Source organism: Arthrobacter sp. NPDC090010, from assembly GCF_044748305.1.
Taxonomy (GTDB): Bacteria; Actinomycetota; Actinomycetes; order Actinomycetales; family Micrococcaceae; genus Arthrobacter_E.
Map to the genome: position 1 here is coordinate 121,449 of NZ_JBIVFT010000002.1, position 25,094 is coordinate 146,542.

The 25,094-nt window shown below is 66.7% G+C and carries 23 protein-coding genes; 12 read left to right on the forward strand and 11 right to left on the reverse strand.

The features are described from left to right. The first annotated feature begins 66 nt into the window (after positions 1-66). Complete coding sequence (locus tag ACIPXZ_RS03360; protein ID WP_400590721.1) at positions 67-477, forward strand: hypothetical protein; 411 nt, start codon at positions 67-69, stop codon at positions 475-477. A gap of 93 nt (positions 478-570) precedes the next feature. Here the strand turns inward: ACIPXZ_RS03360 and polA are convergent, their stop codons facing one another. The 5 genes from polA to ACIPXZ_RS03385 all read right to left on the reverse strand — a co-directional run bounded on the left by polA (position 571) and on the right by ACIPXZ_RS03385 (position 6,246). Continuing rightward, a complete protein-coding gene (gene polA / locus ACIPXZ_RS03365) occupies positions 571-3,225 on the reverse strand; it encodes a DNA polymerase I (protein WP_400591084.1) in 2,655 nt (884 codons plus the stop codon). Positions 3,226-3,390: 165 nt separating this feature from the next. Beyond that, complete coding sequence (locus ACIPXZ_RS03370; protein ID WP_400590722.1) at positions 3,391-3,933, reverse strand: dihydrofolate reductase family protein; 543 nt, start codon at positions 3,931-3,933, stop codon at positions 3,391-3,393. Between the two features lie 53 nt (positions 3,934-3,986). Then, on the reverse strand, positions 3,987-4,208 hold the full coding sequence (locus ACIPXZ_RS03375; protein ID WP_400590723.1) for a hypothetical protein: 222 nt from the start codon (positions 4,206-4,208) through the stop codon (positions 3,987-3,989). After that, positions 4,205-5,407: an anion permease gene (locus tag ACIPXZ_RS03380; protein ID WP_400590724.1), complete on the reverse strand. Its 1,203-nt coding sequence runs from the start codon at positions 5,405-5,407 to the stop codon at positions 4,205-4,207. The genes ACIPXZ_RS03375 and ACIPXZ_RS03380 overlap by 4 nt, the downstream gene beginning before the upstream one ends. 110 nt (positions 5,408-5,517) lie before the next feature. Next, on the reverse strand, positions 5,518-6,246 hold the full coding sequence (locus tag ACIPXZ_RS03385) for a hypothetical protein (RefSeq protein WP_400590725.1): 729 nt from the start codon (positions 6,244-6,246) through the stop codon (positions 5,518-5,520). Between the two features lie 37 nt (positions 6,247-6,283). Between ACIPXZ_RS03385 and ACIPXZ_RS03390 the strand changes: the two genes are divergently transcribed. From ACIPXZ_RS03390 to ACIPXZ_RS03405, 4 genes are all read left to right on the forward strand, one after another. Further along, on the forward strand, positions 6,284-6,904 hold the full coding sequence (locus ACIPXZ_RS03390; RefSeq protein ID WP_400590726.1) for an L-threonylcarbamoyladenylate synthase: 621 nt from the start codon (positions 6,284-6,286) through the stop codon (positions 6,902-6,904). Positions 6,905-7,012: 108 nt separating this feature from the next. Beyond that, positions 7,013-7,981 carry a helix-turn-helix domain-containing protein gene (locus tag ACIPXZ_RS03395; protein ID WP_400590727.1) on the forward strand — a complete coding sequence of 323 codons (969 nt, stop codon included), beginning with the start codon at positions 7,013-7,015 and terminating at the stop codon, positions 7,979-7,981. 152 nt (positions 7,982-8,133) lie between these two features. Next, positions 8,134-10,158, forward strand: a complete 2,025-nt coding sequence (locus tag ACIPXZ_RS03400; protein WP_400590728.1) for a primary-amine oxidase — start codon at positions 8,134-8,136, stop codon at positions 10,156-10,158. 135 nt (positions 10,159-10,293) lie between these two features. Next, positions 10,294-11,691, forward strand: a complete 1,398-nt coding sequence (locus tag ACIPXZ_RS03405; protein WP_400590729.1) for an aldehyde dehydrogenase family protein — start codon at positions 10,294-10,296, stop codon at positions 11,689-11,691. Between the two features lie 76 nt (positions 11,692-11,767). Here the strand turns inward: ACIPXZ_RS03405 and ACIPXZ_RS03410 are convergent, their stop codons facing one another. Then, positions 11,768-12,622: a MoaF C-terminal domain-containing protein gene (locus ACIPXZ_RS03410; protein WP_400590730.1), complete on the reverse strand. Its 855-nt coding sequence runs from the start codon at positions 12,620-12,622 to the stop codon at positions 11,768-11,770. A 294-nt stretch (positions 12,623-12,916) separates the two neighbouring features. Between ACIPXZ_RS03410 and ACIPXZ_RS03415 the strand changes: the two genes are divergently transcribed. Genes ACIPXZ_RS03415 through ACIPXZ_RS03425 form a run of 3 tightly spaced genes read left to right on the forward strand, consistent with a single transcriptional unit; the run spans position 12,917 to position 16,048 of the window. Then, on the forward strand, positions 12,917-13,717 hold the full coding sequence (locus ACIPXZ_RS03415) for an SDR family NAD(P)-dependent oxidoreductase (RefSeq protein WP_400590731.1): 801 nt from the start codon (positions 12,917-12,919) through the stop codon (positions 13,715-13,717). Between the two features lie 17 nt (positions 13,718-13,734). After that, positions 13,735-14,544, forward strand: coding sequence for an SDR family NAD(P)-dependent oxidoreductase (locus tag ACIPXZ_RS03420; protein WP_400590732.1), 810 nt, complete (start codon positions 13,735-13,737; stop codon positions 14,542-14,544). A gap of 31 nt (positions 14,545-14,575) precedes the next feature. Further along, on the forward strand, positions 14,576-16,048 hold the full coding sequence (locus ACIPXZ_RS03425) for an APC family permease (RefSeq protein ID WP_400590733.1): 1,473 nt from the start codon (positions 14,576-14,578) through the stop codon (positions 16,046-16,048). Between the two features lie 95 nt (positions 16,049-16,143). Here ACIPXZ_RS03425 and ACIPXZ_RS03430 read toward each other — a convergent pair whose 3' ends face one another. After that, complete coding sequence (locus ACIPXZ_RS03430) at positions 16,144-16,845, reverse strand: hypothetical protein (RefSeq protein WP_400590734.1); 702 nt, start codon at positions 16,843-16,845, stop codon at positions 16,144-16,146. Positions 16,846-17,068: 223 nt separating this feature from the next. Here ACIPXZ_RS03430 and ACIPXZ_RS03435 point away from each other — a divergent pair, with 223 nt between their 5' ends. Further along, entirely contained in the window at positions 17,069-17,383 is a 315-nt protein-coding gene (locus tag ACIPXZ_RS03435) for a hypothetical protein (protein ID WP_400590735.1), read from the forward strand. A gap of 211 nt (positions 17,384-17,594) precedes the next feature. Here the strand turns inward: ACIPXZ_RS03435 and ACIPXZ_RS03440 are convergent, their stop codons facing one another. From ACIPXZ_RS03440 to ACIPXZ_RS03455, 4 genes are read right to left on the reverse strand one after another with little or no spacing between them, the layout of a single operon-like run. Next, entirely contained in the window at positions 17,595-18,599 is a 1,005-nt protein-coding gene (locus ACIPXZ_RS03440; protein ID WP_400590736.1) for a sugar phosphate isomerase/epimerase family protein, read from the reverse strand. Between the two features lie 2 nt (positions 18,600-18,601). Then, positions 18,602-19,783 carry a Gfo/Idh/MocA family protein gene (locus tag ACIPXZ_RS03445; RefSeq protein ID WP_400590737.1) on the reverse strand — a complete coding sequence of 394 codons (1,182 nt, stop codon included), beginning with the start codon at positions 19,781-19,783 and terminating at the stop codon, positions 18,602-18,604. After that, positions 19,780-20,895: a Gfo/Idh/MocA family protein gene (locus ACIPXZ_RS03450; protein ID WP_400590738.1), complete on the reverse strand. Its 1,116-nt coding sequence runs from the start codon at positions 20,893-20,895 to the stop codon at positions 19,780-19,782. The genes ACIPXZ_RS03445 and ACIPXZ_RS03450 overlap by 4 nt, the downstream gene beginning before the upstream one ends. After that, positions 20,892-21,677 carry a sugar phosphate isomerase/epimerase family protein gene (locus ACIPXZ_RS03455; RefSeq protein ID WP_400590739.1) on the reverse strand — a complete coding sequence of 262 codons (786 nt, stop codon included), beginning with the start codon at positions 21,675-21,677 and terminating at the stop codon, positions 20,892-20,894. The genes ACIPXZ_RS03450 and ACIPXZ_RS03455 overlap by 4 nt, the downstream gene beginning before the upstream one ends. 154 nt (positions 21,678-21,831) lie before the next feature. On the opposite strand from ACIPXZ_RS03455, the gene ACIPXZ_RS03460 reads away from it, so the two are divergent. The 3 genes from ACIPXZ_RS03460 to ACIPXZ_RS03470 all read left to right on the forward strand — a co-directional run bounded on the left by ACIPXZ_RS03460 (position 21,832) and on the right by ACIPXZ_RS03470 (position 25,059). Beyond that, the gene (locus ACIPXZ_RS03460; protein ID WP_400590740.1) at positions 21,832-23,037 is read left to right on the forward strand and encodes an ROK family protein; all 1,206 of its coding nucleotides are present in this window, start codon (positions 21,832-21,834) and stop codon (positions 23,035-23,037) included. A 145-nt stretch (positions 23,038-23,182) separates the two neighbouring features. Further along, positions 23,183-24,292 (forward strand): Gfo/Idh/MocA family protein, encoded by a 1,110-nt coding sequence (locus ACIPXZ_RS03465; RefSeq protein ID WP_400590741.1) that lies wholly within the window; start codon positions 23,183-23,185, stop codon positions 24,290-24,292. After that, entirely contained in the window at positions 24,289-25,059 is a 771-nt protein-coding gene (locus tag ACIPXZ_RS03470; RefSeq protein WP_400590742.1) for a ThuA domain-containing protein, read from the forward strand. Before ACIPXZ_RS03465 ends, ACIPXZ_RS03470 begins: the two co-directional genes overlap by 4 nt. The last annotated feature ends 35 nt before the right edge of the window (positions 25,060-25,094 follow it).

Consider the following 25,094-nt stretch of genomic DNA (forward strand, 5'->3'; position numbering starts at 1 on the left):
GCCATCACGATCATTGCGGCCACACTCGTCCTCGCTGCTTGCGGAACACCTGGAGGAAACCCCACCATGAACAAACCCACCCTCGATGAAGCCAAGAACAACGTGCTCTCGCTGGAACGCACCATCCTGGACTTCGTGCCCAGTGAATCCCGGGGCAACAGATTCCTCAACGAGAAGTCGAAACTCATGAGCTGCCAGGGAGACCAGAAACTCTGGTCCGGGGCCGGCGAAGTGACTCTATTGGAGGGCGCCGACAAGGCGGGAATGCTCGCAAAGGTGAAGGCAGAGTTCGCTGCTAAGGATGGCTGGACGATGGCGGACAAAACCGACTCCGATGGCCAGTCCGCGGTGGACCTTCTGCACCGGGATGGCATCCACCTGATCGTGGGGTTCTTCTCCGGCCCCGACCGTCTCCGCGTGGACGCCTTCAGTGCCTGCTTCGACTTCCCGGACTACAAGTACGGCGAAGAGTACTGAACCCTCTCTGAGTCGTCGACAGCACGTGCCGGTCCGGATCAGTCCAGGCCGGCACGTGCTGTGTCCAGGAGTTCCTTCCGCCGTCGCGCGTGCCTAGTGACCGGCCTCGTGCCAGCTCTTGCCGACTCCGATCTGGACGTCCAGCGGCACGCTGAGCTCTGCGGCGTGACCCATCTCCCGGGTCACCAGTGCCTCCACGGCCTCCCGTTCGCCGGGCACGACCTCCAGGACGAGTTCATCGTGGACTTGCAGAAGCAGACGGGACTTCAGCCCCTCGTCCTTCAGCGCCTCGGCGACGCCCAGCATGGCCCGCTTGATGATGTCCGCCGCAGAACCCTGGATGGGCGAGTTGAGGGCGACGCGCTCGGCGATCTCCCGGAGGTGCCGGTCTGTGCTCGTCAGATCGGGCAGATAGCGGCGGCGCCCCTCGATCGTGGCGGTGTAGCCGTCCTGCCGGGCCTGCTCGACGACGCCGCGCAGATAGTCGCGCACCGCACCGAAACGGTCGAAGTAGTCCTTCATCAGCGTCCGCGCCTCATCAACCGAGATCTCCAGCTGCTTGGACAGGCCGAAACTCGTCAGGCCGTAGGCAAGACCATACGACATGGCCTTCACCTTGGACCGCATCGCGCTGCTGACCTCCTCCGGGGCCACGTTGAAGATGTGCGAACCGACATAGCGATGCAGATCCTCCCCGTCCTGATAGGCCTGGATGAGCCCGGCGTCAGCCGAAAGATGGGCCATGATGCGCATCTCGATCTGGGAGTAGTCGGCCGCCAACAAGCACTCGTAACCCTCCGCGACAACGAACAGATCCCGTACCCGTCGCCCTTCTTCGCTGCGCACCGGGATGTTCTGGAGGTTCGGGTTGTTGCTGGAGATACGGCCGGTGGCAGCCACGTTCTGTGCGTACGTGGTGTGGATCCTCCCGTCCTCTCCCACTGACTTGTAGAGCGTCTCCACCATCTGCCGGAGTTTCGACGCCTCGCGGTGCGCCATGAGCTGCACCAGGAACTCGTGGCCCGTCTTCTCCAGGAGGTTCTTCAGGCTGGCCGCATCCGTGGTGTACCCGGACTTGATCTTCTTGGTCTTGGGCAGCCCCAGCTCCTCGAACAGCACGATCTGAAGCTGCTTCGGCGAGCCGAGGTTCACCTCGTGACCGATCGCCGCGTAGGCGGCCTGTTGCGCGACATCGACCTGCTTGGCGAGATCGTCCAGCTGCTCCTGCATCTTCTCCCGGGACACCGCGATGCCCGCGATCTCCATGTCGGCCAGCACTCGTGCCACCGGGAGTTCAAGGGTGGTGAGCAGGTGATCGGCCTGACGCTCGGCGAGCATCGGAGCCAGGTGATCGCTGAGCGCGCGGACCGCGGCCGCTTGGCGTACCAGAGCCTCGGCCCGGGCCTGAGCCGCTGTGCCGTCCGCATCCAGACCGAGATCAAGCTGACCGTCGGGCACTGCGGGTGCTTCCTCCAAGGTCACCTTCAGATGGTGCTGGATGAGCTCCGCGAGCTCATAGTTCCGCCTGTCCGGCTGGATGAGGTAGCCGGAGATCGAGGTGTCATCCACCACGCCCTCCAGCGTCAGCCCCCGTGCGTGGAAGGCCTTGAAAGCCTCCTTGTACTCGTGGATGGCCTTGGCCTGCTCCGGAGCGGCCAGCCAGTCCGCCAGGACCTTCTCGGTCGCGGCGTCGAGTTCGGCCAGCTCGAGGTACCGGGCCGACTCCCCGCGGAGGATCGCGACGGCGGTGGCCTCCCGGCCGATGCCGCCCGGCGCCGAGTCCACGGCGAGAGCCGCCGGCACGCCGCCGTCGTCGCCCGCCAGGAAGAGGCCGAGGCTTTCGGCGGTGGCACCACGCTCGAAGGGCGGGAGTTCGATGCCTTCCTGCTGCGCGGCGGCGGTGTCCTCGCCATACAGGGCGAAGAGGCGGGTCCTCAGCGTCTTGAACTCAAGGGCGTCGAACAATTCCTCCACGGCGTCCTGGTCCGGGCGCGGAGCGGCCAGCTCGTCGAGGGACACTCCGAGGTCAAGGTCCTTGAGCAGCTGGTTGAGATGGCGGTTCCGCTTCACATCGTCCAGATGTTCGCGGAGCGAGTCCCCCACCTTGCCCTTGATCGCGTCGAGGTTCTCCAGGATGCCCGGCAAGCCACCGTAGAGATTGATCCACTTGGCCGCGGTCTTCGGGCCGACGCCCGGTACGCCCGGAAGGTTGTCGGCGGTCTCTCCCACCAGGGCGGCGAGGTCGGAGTACTGATCCGGACCGACGAAGTACTTCTCGCGGACAGCCTCAGCGTCCATGCGAGGGATGTCGGAGACGCCCTTCTTGGGGTACAGCACGAAGACGTTGTCGGTGATGAGCTGGAAGGCGTCGCGGTCCCCGGAGACCAGCAGAACCTCCCAGCCGGCCTCTTCGCCCCGGGCCGCGAGAGTCGCCAGGATGTCATCCGCTTCAAAACCCGGCATCTTCAGGGTCTTGACGCCCCAGGCGTGCATGACCTGGTCGATCAGGTCGATCTGGCCGCTGAACTCCTCCGGGGTGGCGTTCCGGCCGCCCTTATAACCGTCGTATTCCTTCTTGCGGAAGGTGGTGTCATCGGAGACGTCGAAGGCGACGGCCACGTGGGTCGGTTTCTGGTCCTTGATGAGATTGATCAGCATCGAGGTGAAGCCGTGCACCGCATTGGTGTGCTGTCCCGTGGACGTGGCGAAGTTCTCCGCCGGAAGGGCGTAGAACGCCCGGAAAGCCATCGAATGGCCGTCCAGGACCAGGAGCCGGTTCCGCTCCCCCGTTGCCGTTTCCGCCGGGGAGGCCCCGCCGTCGTTGCCGTTCTCCGCCGCCGCGCTCTTGCCTGTTTCGCTCACCCTGCCAGCGTAGTGGTCGACTGCGACATTTTCATCCGGCGCGGCGGAGCATCAGGGACGTGGCGCCGCCTCGTACCGCAGTTCGAGGACGCTCCCGACGGCGCGGCTCTCCCGCAGCTCCCACAGGCGGCCGCCGCCTTCGAGGGGCAGGATGCGTTTGCCGGAGCCCAAAGTGATGGGCATGACGGTGAGGATCAGCTCATCCAGGTGACCTGCGGCCGCGAACTGCGCCGCGAGCTGACCGCCACCCATCACCCAGACGTCCTTCTCCCCTGCGTCGCGAAGGAAGTCAGGCACGAATTCCCGGACCTCACCCCGGACCAGGGTGATGTCAGCTCCCGGATAAACGGGAAGCTCATGGTGGGTGAAGACCCAGACCGGCGTGCCCGCATATGGCCAGGGACCTTCGAAATGCTCCAGGAGCCACTCGTAGGTGATGCCGCCCATCACCACGCAACCGACGCCGCTGTAGAACTCCTCGTAGCGGCCCGGTGTCCCGGTCTCTTCGGCGTTCAAAAGCCAGTCGAGAGAATCGTCATCCGTGGCGATGAAGCCGTCCAAGGACACTGCCGTGAAGTACTGGAATTTCCCCATACCCCACCATAGCCCGGCCGAAGGCCCGGAGCTTCCAGCCGGAGGGGCGCCGTCTACTTGGTGAAGTAAGGCACGATCAGGTAGATCCCGAAGAGCACTACGGCGCCGCAGGCACCGAAGCACAGATACGCGATCGAACGGGTGATCCGCGGGGATTTCTGTTCAGCGTCGGCCGCGATGGCCGTCAGCCGCACACCGAGCGAGTACAGCACCACCAGGACGACGGCGGAGACGAGGGTCGCGCCGGCGACCTGCAGCAGTTCCAACCACTTCATTCCTGGACACCCTTGTTCGCGGCCTTGGCGGCCTTCTTCTTTTTCTGGAAGCGGACGGCCGTGCCGGCTTCTTCGACCTCGACGGCGTTGTTGTGGCTCACGTGGGACTTCCGGGAGTGCAGGAACATGGCCACGATGGTGCCGATGCCGACCGCGATGGCAATGGCGGTCCCGACAGGGCCGGTTCCCACGAGAAGCGCCGTCAGGGCGCCGACGATCGCAGCGGCAGGCAGCGTGAAGAGCCAGCCGGTGGCGATCTTGCCGACCATGCCCCAGCGCACCGTGGTGCCCTTGCGGCCGAGGCCGGAACCGATCACCGAGCCCGACGCCACCTGGGTCGTGGAGAGCGCGAATCCGAGGTGGGAAGAAGCCAGAATGGCGGCGGCCGTGCTGGTCTCCGCGGAGAAGCCCTGAGCGGGCTTCACCTCCGTCAGGCCCGAGCCCATGGTCCGGATGATCCTCCACCCACCCGAGTAGGTGCCGATCGCGATGGCGAGGGCACAGGCCGCGATGACCCAGAACTCCGGGCCGGAACCGGCCGGCTGCGTTCCGCTGGCGATCAGGACCAGCGTGATGATGCCCATGGTCTTCTGAGCGTCGTTGGTGCCGTGTGCCAGCGCCACGAGGCTCGAGGTGAAGATCTGTCCCGTACGGAAGCCACCACGCTTCTGGGTGAGCTTGTCACCGGTCTCCGGATCGTGGCGCGAAGTCAGCGCATAGGCCAGACGCGTGCAGATGTAGGCGACGCCGCCTGCGATCACGGGGGCGAACACGGCGGGCAGGATCACCTTCAGCAGAACCGTGTCGAAGTTCACCGAATACACCCCGATTCCCACGACCGCTGCGCCGATGAGACCACCGAACAGGGCGTGGGAGGAACTGGAGGGCAGGCCCTTGAGCCAGGTGAACATGTTCCAGAGGATGGCCCCCATCAGGCCCGCGAAGATGATCTCAGGAGTGATGTGGATCCCGTCCGAACCTTCCCGGATGATCCCGCCGGAGACGGTCTTGGCGACCTCGGTGGACAGGAATGCTCCCACCAGGTTCAGCGCCGCGGCGAGGGCCACTGCCGTCTTGGGCTTGATGGCCCCGGTGGCGATGGGGGTCGCCATGGCGTTCGCCGTGTCATGGAAACCATTTGTGAAATCGAAGAAGAGAGCCAGCACAATGACCAGCGCTGCCATGAAGGTGACGTCCACCCGGGCCCAATCTGTGTGTCGTGAGTCAGCCGCAGCGCGCAGGACGCCACATCGCTATGTTAAGGGCTGTTGACGACAGCATGAAAATCCGGTGAACACCCGGTGAGGAATCAGTGCGCGGCTCCGGGCGGGGCTGCACGGTGCGGTCCGTCCAACGCGGCTGCGATCTGGCGTTCCAGAGAGGCGAAGGCTGTTTGCGGCACGGCGATCAGGCCGTCGAGCTCCTTGCGCACCCTCCGGTACGCCGCCTGCCGCTCCGGTGCCGTGGCTCCGGGGTCGACGGCGATGTTGAGCAGCTGGCGTGCCCTGGCGAGGTGCTCCCGTTCTTCCGGAGAGAAAGCCGAGTCCTTGATCCGCTGCGCATTCCGCTCGGCCACGTCGAAGGCATGGCCATACGCCAGAACGGCATCACGATAGGCCTGGAACTCCTCATCGGGCAGTTCTTCGCCGGGGACTGGGCGCAGGGAATCCGCCCGGCGCTTCGCCTTGAGGTACTCGACGGTCAGCGGCTCCCGGACGTCGCTCATCCCAGGGAAGTCGATCATCTTCGCGACGTCGAGTTCGTACTCGAGCCAGCGGGAGTTGATGGAATCGTGTTCGGAGAGCACGCGACTCAGGTCAAGCGCTCCACTCTGCGGGGGCTCCTGTGGTTCGTGTCCGTCGCCCTCCGGCTCGGCCGCCGGGGCGGGCAGACCCGCGCGGATCCGCTCGATCTCCACCCGACGCTGGTGGCGCCGTTCACCCGCTTGGGAGATCCTCCTCGCCCAGCCGGCACCGACACCGCCGAAGACGAAGACGAGCCACCAGTAGTGGCCGATGAAATCGAGAATTGGCTGCACTCCTCCACGCTACCGGAGCGGACGTATGCTCAGAAGCATGGCCCGCTATTTCGATATCCATCCCGTCGACCCCCAGCCGCGTCTCATCCAGCAGGTGGTGCAGATCATTCGCGACGGCGGCTTGATCGCCTATCCGACGGATTCCTGTTACGCGCTCGGAGCGGCGGTGGGCAATCAGGCGGCCCTCGAGCGGATCCGGCAGATCCGCAGACTCGATGACAAGCACAACTTCACCCTGGTCTGCAGCAACTTCGCACAGATGGGCCAACTGGTGAACATCGGCAATGACGCCTTCCGCGACATCAAGGCCGTCACGCCCGGCAGCTACACCTTCGTCCTGCCGGCCACCAAGGAGGTGCCCCGGAGGCTCCTCCAGCCGAAGAAGAAGACCGTCGGGGTACGCATCCCCGACCACCGCGTCACGCACGCGATTCTCGAGGAGCTCGGAGAGCCTTTGCTCTCCTCCACCCTCCTTCTGCCCGGTCAGGACGAGCCCTTGGTGCAAGGCTGGGAGATCAAAGAGGAACTCGACAACCAAGTGGATGCGGTGATCGATGCGGGCGAATGCGGCACCGAGCCCACCACCGTCATCGACTACTCCAGCGGCTACCCGGAAATCGCCCGATACGGCATGGGCTCCACCGAACGCTTCGAGTGAACCCGGATGTTCCTTCCGGACGAGCTGAAAATAATATACAATCCTTGCCAACCTTGAACTGAGATCCACGTCACAGACGACGCGGGCTCCGATCAGAGGACGGGAAGCATGACCTACTCCTCCCACGGCCTCGCGGCCGACCAGGGAATCACCCTTCAGCGCAGCCATGAGTTCGAGGCGTTCCGGAAGACGGTGTCCTCGGCATTCGTCCCCTTACAGGTGTCCTCCGGACAGCACGGCGCGTTCCTCAGCAGCATCCGTTCCGCCTCGGCCCTGGACTTCCACCTGACCGAGCTGTCCGCCGGAAGCCATCAGGTGGAGCGGACGAGCGAGCTCATCCGTCAGGGTGGCCCCGACTACTACAAGGTCAGCCTGATCCTCGCCGGTTCAAGTCTCCTGATCCAGGACTCCCGTGAGGTGTTCCTGCGGCCTGGCGACCTCGCGGTCTACGACACCTCCCGGCCCTACTCGCTCATCTCCGAAGAGCAGAGCCGCATCATCGTCGCCATGTTCCCGAAGTCGTCCTTCGAACTGCCCGAGTCGCAGATCCACCAGGTCTCGGCGATCAACCTGGCCGCGCCCGGTCAATTGGGGAGTCTCGCCGCGGCGCTGCTCGCGAAGGTCTCAGGCAGCCTGGATCAACTCGCCGGCCCCTTCGGCGTGCGCATCGCCCATTCCTGCCTCGACGTCCTCGCGACGGCGTTCGCCGGGTCCCTGGGCACCGACAGGCCGGTCACCGACCCGCGGGAGAGGCTGCTCCTGGACATCCACGCCTACATCGACCGTAATCTGGCCTCCCCCGAACTCACCCCGGGTTCGATCGCGGCCGCACACTTCATCTCCACGCGCCATCTGCACGGCCTGTTCCATGCCGAGGGCGTCACCGTCTCCTCCTGGATCCGCCAGAAGCGCCTGGCCCGCTGTAAGCGGGAGCTCTCGGACCCCATCCTGGTCAACCGCTCGGTGGCCGCCATCGCCGCAGCATGGGGATTCCCCGATCCGGCGCATTTCAGCCGGACCTTCAAATCCTCCTTCGGCGAGAGTCCACGCGATTTCAGAGCGCGTTTCATCAGCTGAGACGACCCTCCCAGCCGCCTCTTGGCTCAGAGTGAACAGGCCTTGACCGTGCCCGAACCGTTCCCGGCGCCGTCGGGTGTCCGCACCTACCGTGGGGCCAGGAACTGTGTGCCCGGACCACCGGGCATTCCGGCACGACGGGAGGACTCCGCATGGAGAATCGGCATGACGACAGTGGGGACACGCACAAAGGATCCCCTCTTCACACGCACGGCCAGCGGGTCACCGAGCCGGTGGAGGTCCGTCATCCTCTCGACCCGCTGACGGCTGCGGAGATCGCGGCAGCGCGAGCTCTGCTGCACCGTGAGGGTCACCTGGGTGACACCGTCCGGGTGGCCCAGTTGCTGCCTTTGGACCCGGATCCTGCATGGCTCCGCGGCTGGCAGGACGGCGACGCGCTGCATCGCCGGGTGGAGGCTGTGCTGCTCGACATCGCGAGCGGCGTCGTCGTGTCCGCCGTCGTCGCCCTGGACGGGGCCGGTGCGATCGAGTCCGACCGCGTCATCGACACCGATAGCGAAGGTCAGCCGCAATACCTCTTCGAGGAGTACGAGCGCGTGGAGCGCATCGTGAAGGAGGATCCGGCGTGGCGGGCCGCCATGACCCGCCGGGGTCTGGGAGATGCCATCGATCTCGCCTTCTGCGCGCCTCTCGCCCCGGGGTATTTCGGCCGCGAGGACGAGCGCGGAACCCGGGTCATCCGTTCACTGACATTCCTCCGCGGGCATGAGCAGGACAGCCCCTGGGCGCATCCGGTGGAGGGCCTCGTGGTCCACATCGACCTCACGCGGGAAAGTGTCATCCGTATCGACGACGAGGGCGACGTTCCTGTACCGGAAGCGCATGGAAACTACACGCCGGCGGCACAGGGTCCGGCCCGCAGCAGCCTGAAGCCGATCGAGATCACCCAGCCGGAGGGGCCCAGCTTCCAGGTGAACGGTTCAGCGGTCACCTGGGAGAACTGGTCCTTCCGCGTCGGCTTCAACGCCCGGGAGGGGCTGGTCCTGAACTCCCTGACGTTCCGGGACGGAGAGCGGGAACGGAGCGTGCTGCGCCGTGCCAGCGTTCCGGAGATGGTGGTGCCCTACGGCGACACGGCGGTGGGACGCTACTGGATCAGCTACTTCGATGCCGGCGAATACCTTCTCGGCAAGAACGCGAACTCACTCACCCTCGGCTGCGACTGCCTGGGCGTCATCCACTACTTCGACCAGTTCGTGGCCGACGACCACGGACACCCTGTCAAAATCCCGCAAGCGGTCTGCATGCACGAGGAAGACTACGGCATCCTCTGGAAGCACACCGACACGGAAGGCAACACCGAGGTCCGCCGCTCACGCCGCTTGGTCATCTCCTACTTCTCCACCATCGGCAACTACGACTATGGCTTCTTCTGGTACCTCTACCTCGACGGCACCATCCAGTTGGAGGCGAAGGCGACCGGCATCGTGTTCGCCGGGGCCGGCGTGCCCGGCACCACTAATCCTCATGCCCCCGAGGTCGCGCCGGGCGTCTTCGCCCCGGTGCACCAGCACCTCTTCTGTGCCCGCCTGGAGACGGCCGTGGACACTCCGGAGAACTCCCTGTACGAAGTCGAGGTGAAGGGCATCCCCATGGGCCCCGACAACCCGTACGGCAACGCCTTCACCTGGGACGAGCGTCTCCTCTCCAGTGAGTCCCAGGCCAGGAGGCGTGCCGATCCGTCGCTGGGCCGCCTGTGGGAGGTCCGGAGCAGTACGGCCCACAACCGGCTGGGCCACTCCACGGCCTACCGCTTGCATCCGCACACCGGTCCCGTCCTCATGGCCCAGCCGGAGTCCTCGGTCTGGCAGCGTGCCACCTTCGCGACCGAACACCTCTGGGCCACGCCGTACCGCAGCGACGAACGTTTCCCGGCGGGCGACTTTCCCAATGCGAACCCCGGTGGTGCCGGGCTTCCGGCCTGGACGGCCGCGGACCGGCTGCTGCAGGACGAACGACTGGTGCTCTGGCACGTCTTCGGCCCCACCCATGTGCCCCGTCCCGAAGACTGGCCCATCATGCCGGTCGACTACTCGGGCTTCAGCTTCAAACCGCACGGCTTCCTCGATCAGAATCCGGCGCTCGATCTCCCGGACGGCGGACGGCACGGCAGCGGAGGGTGCTGCGGCGACGGCCGCGCCTGCACCTGCCACTGACGACGGCGGCCGGTGCGCCGTCGTCGTCGCCCCTCGATCGTGCGCTCCTGGACAAGGCCCGCACGCTCGCGTCCGATGACCTCCCGCACGCCGGAACCTACCGTGAAGACAGCACTGCTCATCAGGAGGAGAACCATGGAACAGTATGAGGAATTGCTCGCGGCCATCCAGCCGGCCCAGGGCGGCCGGGAGATCCGCGATGTCGCCACCGGCGAGGTGATCGGCAGAGCTCCCGTCGAAGGCGTGGATCAGCTCGAGGCCGCCATCGCCCGGACCACGGCGGCCCAGCCCGGCTGGGACGCCGTGGGTCACGCGGAGCGAAGCCGTTTGCTCCATGCCGCTGCCGACGCCGTCGAACAGCATGCCGAAGCGCTCGCCCGTCTGCTCTCCCGTGAGCAGGGCAAGCCGCTGGACGGTCCCAACGCCCGCTTCGAAGTCGGCGCCTGTTCAGCTTGGTTGCGCGCCTCGGCGGACACCGTCCTGGAACCCCAGCTTCTGGTGGACGACGAAAGCGGCCGGGCAGAGCAGCACTTCCGTGCACTCGGGCTGGTGGCCGCCATCGGCCCGTGGAACTGGCCCATGATGATCGCCGTGTGGCAATTCGCCCCGGCGCTGCGCATGGGAAATGCCGTGATCGTCAAGCCCTCTGAATACACCCCCCTGAGCGTCCTCGCCCTGGTGCATGTGGTGAACTCCGTACTCCCGGACGGCGTATTGGAAGCGATCAGCGGCGACCGCGAAGTCAGCGCCGCTCTCGCAGCACATCCGGCGGTCGCCAAAGTCATGTTCACCGGTTCCACCCGGACCGGCAGCTCCATCATCCGCAGCTCGGCCGACACCATCAAGCGACTCACACTGGAACTGGGCGGCAACGACGCCGGGATCGTTCTGGAAGACGCCGATCCGGCCGCGATCGCCGAAGACCTGTTCTGGGGCGCGTTCATCAACACCGGCCAGACCTGCGCGGCGCTCAAGCGGCTGTACGTGCACAATGCCGTCTACGACGCCGTGGTCCGGGAGCTGACAGCCGTGGCGGCCAGGATCCCCATGGGCCCGGGGCTTGAGGAGGGCAATCTGCTGGGACCGGTTCAGAACCAGGCGCAGTTCGAGATCGTCCAGCGTCTCGTCGAGTCCGCCAAGGCCTCCGGCGCCACGATCGCCTCAGGTGGGACACCGCTCGGCGGCACCTTCTTCCCCATCACCATCGTCACGGACATCGCCGACGACTCGGAGCTGGTCCAGCAGGAACAGTTCGGGCCGGTCCTCCCGGTGATCCGTTACGACGACGTCGAAGACGCCGTCGCCATGGCCAATGCGGCGTCCGTGGGCCTCGGCGCGTCCGTGTGGTCCTCCGACCGCGAGCGCGCCCTGCAGGTGGCGAGCAGACTCGAAGCGGGCACCGTGTGGGTCAACAGTCACGGCGGTCTGCACCCGATGGTGCCGTTCGGTGGGGTCAAGCAGTCCGGCTATGGCCTGGAATTCGGCGTCGAGGGTCTGAAGGCCGTCTCCGCCAGCCAGATCATCCGCAGCTGATACCGGCTTCCCACGAGGAGGGACATGAAGATGGCCCCGGACGGATTCACCGTCCGGGGCCATCTTCATGCCGGTCTCAGCCGAAGTCGAGCGTCTCCGGATGCACCGTCATGGACACCAGGCGTCCGAGGGCTCCGAAGGTGAAGTGCGTGGGCACTTCGCCGCTCTCGTCCAGACCGAAGAGCACGCCGTGCGAGCGGATCGCCGCACCGTTCCGGTGGTCCGCGATCGTGACGGAGGCGCAGGGGATGACCTTCTCCCGCCAGGCGAAAAGGTTGATGCCGGGCCGGATCTCCCAGACCGAGTTCTCATCCGTGTCGGCCAGGCCCTTCTCCGGGCCGGCCAGACACTGCCAGGTGTACCACTGATCGGAGAGGTAGATGTGCTCGTAGGCGTGCTCGGGGCTGTAGTCCCAGACCACTCGCCGACCGATCATGGAATCGGTGGGAGCAGGCCGCTTCCCGTGCACCGTGGCTCCCTCGATGACCCCTGGGGCGAAGTCATGACGGACCCTGGTGGCTCCCGCGGGCCGGCCGTCCTCCGGGAGGATCGTGCTGATGGTGCTCAGGGCGTGCCCGTTCCGCAGATCGAGGACCAGGGAGATCGCCTGGGTGGGGCTGTCGCGGTGGTGGAACTGCACGAAGTACAGGCCGTCGTCCACGAGGAACGCCTCGTAGGAGTCCGTTCCCCGATGCGGCTCCAGCGGATCCTTCGGGCCCGGTTGGTAGTCCCAGCTGACCTCATGCTCGCTGAACTGGTGCGAAACCCGTGTGCCGCGTTCGTCCACCACCGTGATCACCCGGCCCGCGAGCGCCGTGTCATGGGGCGCCTTGTTGGCATCGAATCCCGGGGCGAGCCCGTCCAGCGGAAGCCAGGTCGAGGTGTCCGAGAGGGTCGTGGACCCGGAAAGCGGATTGCCGTTGTCCGTCATGGTGCTCCTTCAAAAAGTCCGTGCCTGAAACAGCTCTTGGTCCGGCACTGCAGCCGGGTCGCGTCCAGTCTCCTCCCCCGGGCTTGACGATCCCATGGCGATCCGCGCCGGCTTCTTGACCCTGGGCGAAGAACCCCTGAGGAAATCCGTGGAGCACTCACGCCACTTGCCATGTACGGCAGGGCAATAGCACTTCCGTGCAGGTCCTGGCCTCTTGACGGTGCCAGCGGACCAGGATGGGCCCATGAACGAATCGCAGACCTCGTCCGGTCCCGCATTGAGTGCGGTGCCGAGGTGAAGCTGGACTTCAGGGGGCGCCGGGCCCTCGTCACAGGTGCCGCCAGCGGGATCGGCAGGGCAGTATGCCGTGCGCTTCTGGCCGAAGGCTGCACCGTCTTCGCCTTCGACCGCGACGCCTCCGGTCTGAGCTCCCTCGCCCGGGACGGTTCGGTCCCGAAGGAACCCCTCTCAGGAGCACCAGGCGGGACGCCGGACGCCGGCACTCTGCGTGCCGTCGTCGTCGAGCTGTGCGAGGAGCAAGCGGTGCGCGAGGCTTGTGACGAGCTGGCACGCGAGGCCGGGGCCCTGGACCTGCTGGTCTCCTGCGCCGGAGTCTCCGGACCGGTCGGCACCCCGCTGGAACTGACACAGCTGGACGCCTGGCGGCAGGTCATGGATGTCAATGTGCTGGCTCCCTTCCTCCTGTTCAAGCACACCTTGCCTCTTCTGCGCGAGGGGCATGATCCCGCCGTCGTGCTTCTCGCGAGCGATTCGGCCGTGGTGACCGCGCCGGGGATGGCACCGTATTGCGCGTCGAAGGCTGCTCTGGTCCAGCTCGGCCGGGCGGCCGCCGTGGAATGGGAGCGGTACGGCATCCGGGTCAACTCGCTCTGTCCTTCCGTGGTGGACACCCCGATGAGCCGCGGTGATCTGGGTCTTCCCCACGGTTTCTCCGGGAGCGCCTATCCCGTGCAGACGGCGGACGACGTCGCCGGCCAGGTCCTCGTGCTGCTCTCGCCCCTTCTCTCCCCCGTCACCGGAACCGCTCTCCTGAGCGATTTCGGCTACAGCGCCCGCAGCGGATTCCCCGCCTGAAGATCGGAGACATCTCAATGACACTCGAAACCCCCTCAACCCCCCGTACTGTCCTGATCACGGGAGGAGGCACCGGCATCGGCGCCGCCGTGGCCCGGCGCTTCGCCGCGGCCGGAGACTCCGTGATCGTTACGGGGCGGCGGCCAGGGCCGCTTCAGGAGATTGCGAAGGAGGTCGGCGGACACGCGATCGCGATGGACGCCGCCGATTCCGCCTCGGCGGAGGCTGCCGTCTCTGAAGTGCTGGGGCGGTATGGCCGGCTCGACGTGCTGGTCGCCAATGCGGGCGGCCACGGCTTCTCCGCGGCGTTGGACACCGACGACGCCGCTTGGAATGCGGCCCTGGGCGCCAATCTGAACACCGCCTTCACCACCGCCCGCGCCTGCCTTCCGGAACTGATCCGCAGCCAGGGTCAGATCGTGGTCATGTCCTCCCTCGCGGGGCTCTTCGCCGGTCCGTCCGTTGTCGGGTACACGACGGGCAAGCACGCCCTGATCGGGCTCACCAAGAGCCTCGCCCGTGACTACGGCCCGCATGGCGTCCGGGTGAATGCCATCTGTCCCGGCTGGGTGAGGACCCCGATGGCGGACGAGGAGATGGATGAGTTCGCCGCCAAGGCCGGGCTGTCCTCCCGGGAGGAGGGCTACCGCACGGTCACTCGCAACGTCCCGCTCGGACGTGCCGCCGAACCGGAGGAGATCGCGAACATCGCCTACTTCCTCGGCTCTTCGGCATCTTCGTACATGACCGGCAGCGTGCTCGTGGTTGACGGCGGCGCCCATGTAGTGGATGTCCCGACCATCGCTTTCGCCGACGCCGGTCTCTGACCGCTCCATCCGATCCTGTCTGGAGACTTTCATGGAAAATCACGTCGCCGCCACGGCGCTGCGCAAGGAGACCCTCGGCACGCCGGGCATCGTGTTTCTGGTCCTCGCCGCCGTCGCTCCTCTCACCGGGACGGTCGTCGTCGCCTCACTGGCCATCGCCCTCGGGAACGGCGGCGGAACACCCGTCTCCTTCCTCGCCATCGCCGCCTTGTTCCTGATCTTCGCCGTCGGCTATGCGCAGATGTCCCGGGTCCTGGTCAACGCTGGCGGCTTCTACGCCTTCGTCCTCAAAGGACTGGGGCGCACCGGTGGCCTGATCGCGGGACTGATCGCGACGCTCGGATACAACTTCTTCGTCGTGGGGACCATCGGCACGAGCGGTTTCTTCATGCAGACCGTCATCTCGCAGCTCACCGGACTGGACCTGCACTGGTACTTCTGGGGCCTGCTGTCCATCGTGGCGTCATTCCTGCTCGCCCGCCGAGGCATCGACATCAGCTCCACCGTGTTGGGGATCGCCCTGGTCCTCGAAACCCTGGTGCTGCTGGTCTTCGATGTCTCGGTGTTCGTGCGTACCGGCTTCAGCGTCGAGGCGTTCTCCCCCGCAGCGATCTTCTCAGGCTCGCTCCCCATCGGCTTGCTACTGGCTGCGACGGCCTTCCTGGGCTTCGAAGCGACCAGTCTCTTCGGTGAGGAGGCCAAGAACCCCTCCCGCACCGTGCCACGGGCAACCTACATCGCGGTGAGCGTCATCGGCGTCGTATTCGCCCTGACCAGTTGGGCGGTGGTGAGCGCCACCGGCGTCGAACAGGCCCAGGGCGCGGCTCAGGATCATCTCGAATCAGGCGATCTGCTCTTCAGTCTGGCCGGACAGTATCTCGGCGATCCTCTGGTGAAGGTCATGATGGTGCTGCTGCTGGTGAGCCTCTTCGCCGCCATGCTCGCCTTCCACAACTCCGCGGCGCGCTACCTGTTCGCGCTCGGCCGGGCCCGGGTCTTCCCGCACGCGCTGGCCCGGACCAACGCTGGCGGCTCCCCCGTGGTGGCGTGCATCGTACAGGCGCTCTTCGCCGTCGTCGTCGCGGGCGCGTTCGCGCTGGCCGGACTGGACCCGATCACCTCGCTGGTTCCGAGCATGATCGGATTCGGCACACTCTGCATCATGGTTCTGCAGGTGCTCGCGGCCCTCGCGATCATCGTGCATTTCCGGCGGCAACGCGACCCCCGCCTGGGCCGCACCCTGATCGCCCCGCTCATCGCGATGCTGGGCCTGGGGACCATCGTGGTCATGGCGATCGTGAACTTCGACATCGTCGCCGGATCCGATGCGCTTGCCGTGCGGCTCCTGCCTCTTCTGCTGGTGCTGGCGGTCCTGGGAGGCCTCTTCCTGGGCCCGTACCTCAGGCGGAAGCGTCCGGCGGTGTATGCGGCGCTGGCCGAGGACATGGACCGGACCGAGCAGGAGGGCTCTCGCGCCGGGGCCTCTACGTCCGTCGCCCCATAGCGCCTCGTCCGAGGGCATGTGGGTGACACCGTTGATGGGTAGGTGAGCAGCGGTTCGTGTGAGGCGTCGTCGGTAAGAACTGCGGGGGGTGGCGGTCAGTTGCTTCCACTGAGCATCGGGTTCGGCAGTGAGGCGAACTTCGCGCAGCGCTCCCTGAAAGCCCGTTCGGTGGGAGAGGTCCAGGAGGCGTTGTTGTCGTAGGAGACGGCTCGCCACGCCCCGTTGTCCTCAACCAGTTCAATACGGGTCGTCTGGTCAGTGGTGGTGCCGGTCGTGATGGCGGGTACCCCGCGCAGGTCGGTGCAGGTGAAGAGGGTCACCGCTGAACCGTGAGGCTGCGGCGCGTCGATCAGTACACGCATGACGCCGGTCGCCGGCTTCTTCCGCGGATCGCTCCACCACTTGATCTCTCTCTCCGAGACGACCTTACCGGTGGTGAGCGCGGCAGCGGCCGTGCGAATCTTTGCCACGTCGGTCCACGACGGCGACCCGTAGCCGAGATCGATCAGCACGATCAGCCGCTGGGCCACCTCCACGGACGGGTCAGCGGGAGCGGCGCCCTGGGCGAAGCTCCACTGGAAGCGCAGCTCGGCATCACCCGTGAGCGGGACGACGTCGCCCGCAGGATCCGCTGTCGCCGCGGTGGCGGGCGTCGTCGCACTGTACGACACGCTGGCGGTAGGGGTGGGCGAAGGCCGTGGGTCGTTGCCGTTGCAACCGGTCGTCGTCAACCCGATAACAGCCAGGGCTGCCGCGAGCGTCAGTGCGGGAGCAGGGCGGGTGGTCCGAGATTCCACGGTGGTCTCCTCCCTGAAACGGCGTGTCGACACCAGGCAGTCTATCGACCCGGCATGAGTCTGTCGCGCCATCCCTGAGGGCGAGAACAGTCCACATCCGCCTCGCCCTTCTTACCCGATGAGGGCGCCGCATCACGTCTCGCCGATCGCGCATCACTGCTAGGGTGACGAAATGAGCCAATTGTCTCGGGCTGGGCTAGTGATTCTCACACCCCTTCTACTGATGGCGACCACGTGTTGCGGTTCCGCCGAACCGGACTCTCCCGGCTCGGTTGCGGAGAAGTGGGCCTACGACGGCCTGCTCAAGAAGGATGTCAGCGCGCTGGAGTGCCGGCCCGATGTCGCCGGCCAGCTCGCCCCGATTCGGCTGACTGTTGCTAACGTCACCGGCGTCTCGGCCACTAAAGTCGAACAGACCGGCTCCTCGTCCTGGACGGTGACGCTGGCCACCGAGCCCGGGGATGACGTCACCTTCTCCACGACCGTGATCCGCACTGGCGGCAAATACCTGGTCTGCGACCAGGACGGCTCAAAGTGAGGCAGCCCACCGTCAACCGCCGCGCTGATCGGATGGTGTTCTCGTTGGAGCAGCGCTGCCAGGAAGTGGAGTCGCAGAAGTAGACATCGGCTCCCAAACTGCTCGACCCGGAGCACATGCTCAGACATTCCTCGTCCGGGGAACGCGAGGTGACAGTTGATGCCCGAATACAAGTCGTATTCGGGCATCAACTGTCACCTCGCGGAACGGGTCAGTCCTGGTTGCTGAACGCGGCGTCGAAGGACTGCGAGCTGGGCTCGAAGTCGAAGCGCTTCAGGGCCGCGAGAGCCTCGGGTGCACCTTGCAGCCGGTCCATCCCGGCGTCCTCCCACTCCACGGAGATGGGGCCGTCGTAGCCGATGGCGGTGAGGGCGCGGAAGGAGTCCTCCCACGGCACATCGCCCCGGCCCGCGGAGACGAAGTCCCAGCCGCGGTGCGGATCACCCCAGGCCAGGTGCGAAGACAGGATCCCGGCCCGGCCGTTGCCCATCCGCATCCGGGTGTCCTTGCAGTCCACGTGGTAGATCCGGTCCGCGAAGTCCGTGATGAAGGAGACCGGGTCGATGCCCTGCCACATCATGTGGGACGGGTCCCAGTTCAGGCCGAACGCCTCACGGTGCCCGATCGCCTCCAGGGTCCGCTGCGTGGACCAGTAGTCGTAGGCGATCTCGGAGGGATGCACCTCATGGGCGAAGCGGACGCCGCATTCGTCGAAGACGTCCAGAATCGGATTCCAGCGATCCGCGAAGTCCTGGTAGCCGGCGTCGATCACCTCGGCCGGGACGGGTGGGAACATGGCCACGTACTGCCAGATCTTGGATCCGGTGAAACCCACCACGGTCTTCACGCCGAGCTTCTTCGCCAGTCGGGCGGTGTTCTTCAGTTCCTCGGCCGCCCGCTGCCGCACGCCCTCCGGGTCGCCGTCACCCCAGACCTTTGAGCCGACGATCGCCTGGTGCCGGAAATCGATGGGATCGTCGCACACCGCCTGGCCCTTGAGGTGATTGGAAATGGCCCAGAGCTTCAGGCCGTACTTCTTCAGAATTCCCAGGCGCTCGGCGATGTATTCCTCGTCGTCCCAGCGCCAGGCGTCCAGGTGTTCGCCGGAGACGGCGATCTCGAGGCCGTCGTAGCCCCAGCCTGAGGCGAGCTTCGCGACCTCCTCCAGCGTGAGGTCGGCCCACTGGCCGGTGAACAGGGTGAACGGTCGTGCCATGGTCAGGCCTCCTGCTGCTTGGTGGGTACTGATGCGGGGACGACGACGGCGCCACCGGACGCCGCGGAACGCTCGGCGGCGTCGAGGATCGCCTGGACGCCGAGGCCCTCCTCGAAGGACGGGCTGGGCTGGGTGCCCTCGTCGACCGCCACCAGGAAGTCGCGGATCTGATGGGTGAAGCTGTGTTCCCAGCCGATGACGTGCCCCTGGGGCCACCAGGCGGAGAGGTAGGGGTGCTCCGGCTCCGTGACGAGGATGCGTCGGAAGCCCTGCTCCTCCACAGGATCGGTGCCGTCGAGGAACTCCAGCTCATTGAGGCGTTCGAGATCGAAGGCCAGGGCCCCGGCGCTGCCGTACACCTCGATCCGCAAGGAGTTCTTCCGTCCGAGCGCGACCCGGGAGACCTCCACCGAGGCGATGGCACCGCCGTCGCCCGCCGCTTCGCCTCGCAGACCGAGCGTGAGCCAGGCTGCGTCGTCGACCGTGACGGCTTCCGGGCCGCCCGGCCCGGGACGTTCCGGGACGAAGGTCTTCAGCCGGGCCGAGACGTCCGCGACGTCAAGCCCTGTGAGATGGCGTATCTGATCGATGGCGTGGCTGGCGATGTCCCCCAGGGCTCCTGAGCCCGCGGTCTCCTTCCGCAGCCGCCAGCTCATGGCCGCCTCCGGGTCGGAGAGCCAGTCCTGCAGGTAACTCGCGCGGATCTGCCGGATGTTCCCGAGCCGACCGTCCCTGATCAGCTTCCGTGCCTGCGCCAGCGCAGGCACGCGCCGGTAGTTGAACCCGATCATCGACACCACGCCCCGCTGCCGGGCCGCGGCGGCCGCCGCCACCATCGCCTCGGACTCCTGGAGCGTGTTGGACAGAGGCTTCTCGACCAGCACGTGTTTGCCCGCTTCCAGGGCCGCGATCGCGATCTCAGCGTGCGTCCAACCGGGTGTGCAGATGTCGACGACGTCGATGTCCGGGCGGGCGATCACCTCGCGCCAGTCGGTGGCAGACTCGGCCCAGCCGTAGCGCTGCGCGGCCCCCGCGACCTGCTCGGCATCCCGCCCCACCAGCACCGTGCGCTCGAAGTCCGGCACCTCGAAATGGGAAGCGACGGTGCGCCAGGCCTGGGAATGGGCCTTGCCCATGAAGGCGTAGCCGATAACGGCGACGCCGAGGGGACGCCCCGCCCTCATGCGCCGCCGCCGAGGGTCGCCTGCATCGGATCCCAGCCGGACGGCAGAGGTTCTGGCTGAGGCGCCGAACTCGCGATCTCGACGAAGGAGGCCGTCTCCACGGACTCCTGGATGGCGATCATGGTATCCAGCACGTGATAGGCCAAGGCCCCGGTGGCACGGTGCGGGACCCCGGCCCGGATGGCTCGCGCCATCTCCAGAACCCCCATGCCACGGCCCTGTGTGGGGCCTTCGACGGGAATGGTGGTCCAGTCGTCCTCGCCGGGACGGATGACCGAGAGCTCGCCGTCGAAATTGTTGGGGTCCGGGACCAGCAACGTGCCCTCGGTGCCCGTGATCTCCACATAGCCGGCCTTGGCGTGCGCGGACTGGAAACTGAAGACGCTGTGCGAGGTGGCTCCGGCCTCGAACTGGATCTGCGCGCTGACATGAGTCGGCACCTCAACCGGGAATTCCTCACCCTGCTTGGGACCGGAGCGGACCGTACGGGTCTCCCACGCCTTCGAGCCCATCGCCGCGACACGGCGGGCGCTCCCGAAGGCCTGCACGAGGGCGGTGAGGTAGTACGGTCCCATGTCGAAGAGAGGGCCCGCGCCCTGTTGGAAGAGGAATGCCGGGTTCGGATGCCAGTAGTCCGGGCCCGCGTACTGCATCACCGTCTGCGCGGAGAGCGGCGTGCCGATGTCTCCTCGGTTGATAGCCCGCAGAGCGGACTGCAGACCGGCACCGAGAAAGGTGTCCGGGGCGCAGCCGATCCGCAGTCCCGCCGCGTCAGCCTGCTCCAGCAGAGCCCGCCCGCTGTCCCGGTCCAAGGCGATGGGCTTTTCGCTCCAGACGTGCTTGCCTGCACGGACAGCTTGCGCTGCAACCTCGGCATGCACGGCGGGAATGGTCAGATTGATGATGATCTCGACGTCCGGATGCCCGAGCGCGAGTTCGGGAGCGCCATGGAGCCCGATCCCGTATTCCTCGGCACGGGCCTTCGCGGCTTCGGGGAAGAGGTCGGTGATGGCCACGACCTTGAGGTCGGGGAAGGTGGTGAGATTGTCCAGGTACTGGGTGCTGATGTTGCCCGCGCCGATGAGCGCGACGCCGACCGGCCCGCCGCTCATGCGGAGGCCTCGGAGGCCAAGGACTCCAGGTAGGCGAGAGAGGCTGCGAGCCCTTCGAAGATGTCACCGGCGTAGTCGTCGAATTCGATGACACCGACCTCCAGGCTCGGGCACGCCGCAAGAATGGCGGGGAGGTCGACGTCGCCCTGTCCGGCGGGCAGCTGCCGGCTGGTCAGGGCGCCGAACTCCTCAGGGTCGAATCGTTCCGCCGAGACAGCTGTCACGGGGCCGTCCTTTAGGTGGACCGCCACGACGCGGGATCCGAGCCGCTCCAGCAGTGCGGCCGGATCCACACCCCCGACGGCGGCCCAGTAGGCGTCGACTTCGAGGACCACGGCAGGGTCCAGCAGGCCGGCGAAGTACTCGAGCGCGGTGGCGCCCTCCACGCTGTTGGAGATCTCCCAGCTGTGGTTGTGGTATCCCACCCGCAGGCCATGTGCTGCTGCGGCACGGGCTGCATCGTTCAGTCGCTCCGCGGTGGACCGGATGCTCTCCGCATCCTGCCACCGGTCGGGGCCGACGAAGGGGTCGATCACCGTGCCGATGCCGAGTTGCTTCGCTGCGGCGAAGATGGCCTCCTGATCACCGTCCAGCAGTCCGACGTGCCCGGTGGGGGCCGTGAGGCCGTTCTCGCGCAATGCCGGGCCCAGTTCTCCGGCGAGCTCGGCGAAGTTGTACGGCTCGACCCGGGTGAATCCGAGTGCGGCGAGCCGCCGGAGCGTGCCGGGGAGGTCGTGGGACAGCGCTTCGCGAACGCTGTACAGCTGCACTGAGTAGGACACGGGGGCTCCTTCGCGGTGCCGCACACGGGCGGCTCATCGGTGAACTGGGTCACCGTCCACGCTAGGCCGACTTATAACCACGGTCAAGCAAAAGTAGGGAATCAATTTCACAGAAGTGGCCCCTCGAACCGTCCGGCTGTGCTAAGTCTTATGCATGAACGCCACCGCCTCCGCGAGCCCCTCCCTCCCGGATTCTCCAGCCCCGAGCGGGCCCGGACAGCTTCTCCAGCTGCTCCGGGACGGTGAGGCCCGGACCCGGGCCGAGATCATGGAGCTCACCGGACTGGCCCGGACCACCGTCGTCTCGCGGCTCGACGCCCTCCTCAGCACCGGCCTGATCGCAGCCGCCGGCGAAGCCGCATCCTCCGGGGGAAGGCCGCCGTCGCGCTTCGCCTTCCAAGCCTCCGCCCGTGTGGTCCTGACCGCGGACATCGGCGGATCCCATGCCACGGTCGGCGTCGCAGACCTGGCCGGGACCATCCTGGCCCGGCACACCGAACCCCGCGACATCGCCGAGGGGCCGGAATCCACCCTGGCCTGGCTTCTCGCGACGGGCCGCCGGCTCCTCGCCGGTCTCGGGAGGGACGAACGTGAACTCGCAGGCGTGGGGCTCGGTCTTCCAGGGCCCGTGGAACACGAGACCGGGCGTCCGATCAATCCGCCCATCATGCCCGGCTGGGACGGCTACGACGTCCCGGCCCGCCTGGGACAGGAATGGCCGGTCCCCGTCCTGGTGGACAATGACGTCAACATCATGGCGCTCGGCGAGCATCTCACGCATTGGCCGCAGCACCGGGACTTCCTCTTCGTCAAGCTGGCCACGGGCGTCGGCTCCGGAATCATCGCCGGGGGCGTCCTCCAGCGGGGCGCCGACGGCACCAGTGGCGACATCGGACACGTCCGAGTGCCAGACGGCGAGCCACTGCCGTGCCGCTGCGGCAACACGGGCTGCCTGGAGGCCCTCGCCTCCGGCCCGGCACTCACGGCCAAACTCCGGGCACAAGGCCTGGATGTCAGCAGCGGCTCGGACGTGGTGCGACGTGCCGGGCTCGGAGACATCGCCGCGATCCACGCCCTGCGCCAAGCCGGCCGCGAGGTGGGCGAGGTCCTCGCCACCTGTGTGAACCTCCTCAACCCTTCGGTGATCGTGGTCGGCGGAAGCCTCTCCGAGGCCGGCGACCCCTTGCTCGCCGGCGCCCGCGAGGCCGTCTATCGGCGGTCTCAGCCCCTCGCCACCCGCCGCCTGCGCATCGAACGGTCCCGCGCAGGGGACGATGCCGGCATTCTGGGGGCCGCTCGCCTGGTGATCGAACACCTTCTCTCACCCGAGTCCGTCGAGGCGGCCATCGCCGCCTCCTGAGGGCACGAAAATCCAGGCAAGCGTTTACGCAAAACCTCTTGACGCACCCTTGACTCCGTGAAAATCTACTTACGGCTTTTCGCGCTTTACTTATGACTTCCAAAAAGCAAAAGTCTCCTCTTCCACCCTCCGAAAGGAATCCCCTGTGACTCAGGAAACCCCACAGCCCGGCGCAGGGCAGCCGCTGCGGGTCGGCGTCGTCGGCCTCGGCTGGGCAGGACAGCAACATCTCGAGGCGTATACGCGCATCCCCGGCATCGAGGTGACCGCATTGGCCGCGATGGAGACGGACCAGCTGACGAAGCTGGCCGACGAATTCCAGGTTCAGAACCGCTACTCCCGCTGGGAGGACATGCTGGAGGCCGAGAAGCTCGACGCCATCAGCATCGCCGTCCCCACCTTCCTGCACGCCCCCATCGCCATCGCCGCTCTGGAACGCGGCATCCACGTCCTGAGTGAGAAGCCGATCGCCAAGGATTCCGTGGAGGCACAGGCCATGGTCGACGCCGCGCGCGCCGCCGGACGGGTCCTGGACGTGGCCTTCAACCACCGGCGCCGGGGTGACATCCTGGCCCTCAAGTCCGTCATCGACGGCGGCGAGATCGGCCGGCCGTACTACGCCAAGGCCGCGTGGCTGCGCCGCCGCGGCATCCCGACCCTCGGCAGCTGGTTCACGAACCCCGCCCTCGCCGGAGGCGGGCCACTCGTCGATATCGGGGTGCACGTGCTGGACTACGCATTGCATCTCCTGGGCGAGCCGAAGGTCCTCTCCGTGAGCGCCACCACGCACTCCGAACTCGGGCCGCGGGGCCTGGGCGGCAACAGCCGCTACTCCGCCTTGGCGGGCGGAAACCAGTTCGAGGTGGAGGACTTCTCCTCCGCGTTCCTCCGGCTCGAAGGCGGCGGCGCGCTGCTCATCGAGGCCGGCTGGGCGAGCTACCGGAACCCCGACGACGAGATCAACTTCCTGGTTTACGGCACCGAGGGCGGGGCGGAGCTCCGGGTGGCCGGCGAGCCCATGCCGGAAGCCGGGCATCTGACGGTTTACAAGGACACGGGTGAGGACAACTCCGACTACTCCCCCGCCATCGGTGCGAACGGCATGCACCAGCGCGTCGTGGAGGACTTCGTCGAGGTGGTCCGCGCCGGGTCCGAGGAATGGGGCCGGCACGACGGCTCCCTGGCCCTCGGCCGCGCCCGCATCATCGACGCCTGCTACCGTTCCGCACGCGAAGGCCGGGAGGTTCAGCTGTGAGCACCCGTCCGCTGCGCATCCTGGTGTGGAACGAAGGCGTCCACGAACTCCGCAACGATCCCCCGCACATGGCGGAGATCTACCCGGATGGCATCCATGGCGCCATCGCCGACGGCCTCAGGGCGCTGCTTCCGGACGCCGTGGTGTCCACCGCCACGCTGGCCTCCGGGCCCGATCACGGACTCTCCGAAGAGGTACTGGCAGCCACCGACGTATTGCTCTGGTGGGGCCACATGGCCCATGACGAGGTCGGTGACGAGGTGGTGGAAAGGGTCCAGCGGCATGTGCTGGGCGGCCTCGGCCTCCTGGTGTTGCACTCCGGGCATTTCTCCAAGATCTTCATCCGGCTCCTCGGCACGACCTGCTCCCTGGCCTGGCGGAACGACGGTGAGCGCGAACTGGTGTGGAACGTCAAACCGTCCCACCCCATCACCCAGGGCGTGGCCAATCCGATCATCATCCCGGAACAGGAGATGTATGGAGAGCTCTTCGACATCCCGGATCCTGACGATCTGCTGTTCATCAGCTCCTTCGCCGGGGGTGAGGTGTTCCGTTCCGGTGTGACGTTCACCCGTGGCAAGGGCCGGATCTTCTACTTCAGCCCCGGCGACCAGGAGTACCCGGTCTACCACCACCCGGAGATCCGCAAGGTCCTGGCGAACGGAGTGCGCTGGGCAGCTCAGCCTGATCTGCTGCGGGCCGAGCCGTCCGTGAGCAACCGTGAGCGTGGCTGGTACGAATCCGGCAACGTCGTACCCACCGTCTGAGTCACCGGCCGCTGAGTCACTGGCCGCTGCGGGTC